Genomic DNA, 2,054 nt, shown 5'->3' on the forward strand with positions numbered 1-2,054 from the left:
CCGAGCGAGTGTTCGGTCGGTCCTCCTGGGCCGAGATTCCGGTCAACCGAAAGGGCCGTCCATGACCCTCGACAGAGCGATCGGGCCTGCGACCGTCCTCGACGGATGGCGCAGGAGAGTGTCCGACGCCCCGGACCGGCCGGCGCTGGCGTACTTCGACTCCGTGCTCACCGCCCGCGAGGCGGACGAGGCATCCGACGCCCTTGCGGCCGCCATGATCGACCGTGGAGTGACGCGCGGCGACCGTGTCGGCATCTATCTGCAGAACATTCCGCAGTACCCCCTGACCTTTCTCGCGCTGTGGAAGATCGGGGCGGTCGCGTTGATCCTCAACCCGATGTACCGCAATCGCGAACTGCGAACGCTGATCGACGACGCAGAACCGATCGCGCTCGTCTGCGACGAACACGATCTCGAAGCCCTCGGTTCGACGCTGCGGGGTAGTACGGTTCGGCTGCTCGTGAGCACCAGTGGACTGGACCTGCAGACCCGCAACGACCCGCGCGTCTTCTCTTCGACGTCTCGCGTGACCCCCCGGCCCGACGACGATCTCATGGGCCTGATCGATCTGTACCGTGGCCGGTCCGTTCCCGAATTCGCCCCGCACCCGGACGATCTCGCACTCCTGGCCTACACGTCCGGAACCACGGGACCGCCGAAGGGTGCGCAGATCTCGCATGCGAACGCATTCGCGACGGCCCTGGATTTCGGGGAACGGGCCGGTCTCGCCGACGGGGACGTCGTGTTCGCCGTCGCGCCGCTGTTTCACATCACCGGCGCGATGCTCGACGCGGCGGTTGCTCTGATACGCGACTGTGTGCTCGTCTTCGCTCACCGTTTCCATGCGTCAGTCACTCTCGACGCCTTCGTCGAGCACCGCGTCACGTACACCATCGGGTCGATCACGGTGTTCAACGCGATCTCCGAGACTGCAGGTGCGACGCGTGCCCACTTCGAGTCGGTGAAGGCCTTGTACTCCGGCGGCGCACCCATTCCGCCCGCAACGGTCACCGCTTTCGAGTCCGCATTCGGGTGCTACATCCACAACGCGTACGGCATGACCGAAACGACAGCGGGCGTCATCGCGGTGCCGCCCGGCACCCGAGCGCCGGTGGACTCCGCAAGTGGGTCGCTGTCCGTCGGGCTGCCGTTGCCGCGAGTGACGTTGCGTACGTTGGACTCCTCCGGGGAGCCGACGGCCGCGGGAATCGCGGGGGAGCTGGAGATCTCGGGTCCGCAGGTGGTCTCGGGCTATTGGCGCAATCCCGATGCGACCGCGTCGACGATGCCCGGAGGTCGTCTTCGTACGGGAGACGTGGCGATCATCGACGAAGGCGGATGGGTGTATCTCGTCGACCGGCTCAAGGATCAGATCAACGTGTCGGGGTACAAGGTCTGGCCCCGAGAGGTCGAGGACACCCTCTACGAACATCCCGCGGTGTTCGAGGCCGCTGTGGTGGGCAGGCCCGACGACTACCAGGGCGAATCGGTGGTGGCCTACGTATCCCTGCGCAACGGCACCACGGTGACGCCGGATGCGCTGGTGGATTTCGCACGCGACCGACTGGCGGCCTACAAACGCCCGAAGGCCATTCACATCATCGACGAACTTCCCAAGACCCAGACCGGGAAGATTCGGCGTGCAGCACTCAAACCTGTTCCAGTGCAGACTCATTCGACCGAAAGCGACACTCCATGACCGTCGGATCATCACGCGATACCCGCTCGGCACCCGATATCTCCTCGCGGAAGAAATCGCTGTTCGCCAGCACCGTCGGCAACGTTCTCGAATGGTACGAGTGGAGCGCCTACGCGGTGTTCGCACCGTTCATCGCGGCGGCGATGTTCAGCCAGGCAGATCCGGTCTCGGCACTGCTGTCGACGTTGGCAGTGTTCGCCGTCGGATTCCTGATGCGGCCCCTCGGCGGCATCGTGTTCGGCCGGATCGCGGACAAGAAGGGCCGCAAGTTCGTTCTCGTCACCACGATGCTCATGATGGCGACCGGCAGCCTGCTGATCGGCATCATGCCCACCTACGGTGCGATCGGTGCCTG

The 2,054-nt window shown here is 65.1% G+C and carries 2 protein-coding genes; both read left to right on the forward strand.

Annotation, left to right across the window (positions count from 1 at the left end):
- The first annotated feature begins 61 nt into the window (after positions 1-61).
- Positions 62-1,699 carry a class I adenylate-forming enzyme family protein gene (locus tag CH256_RS24580; RefSeq protein WP_094670989.1) on the forward strand — a complete coding sequence of 546 codons (1,638 nt, stop codon included), beginning with the start codon at positions 62-64 and terminating at the stop codon, positions 1,697-1,699.
- On the forward strand, positions 1,696-2,054 hold a 359-nt coding region (locus CH256_RS24585), incomplete at its 3' end, for an MFS transporter (protein ID WP_143536667.1). The genes CH256_RS24580 and CH256_RS24585, both read left to right, overlap by 4 nt.

Origin of the sequence: Rhodococcus sp. 05-2254-6 (genome assembly GCF_002258565.1) — a bacterium.
GTDB lineage: Bacteria > Actinomycetota > Actinomycetes > Mycobacteriales > Mycobacteriaceae > Rhodococcoides.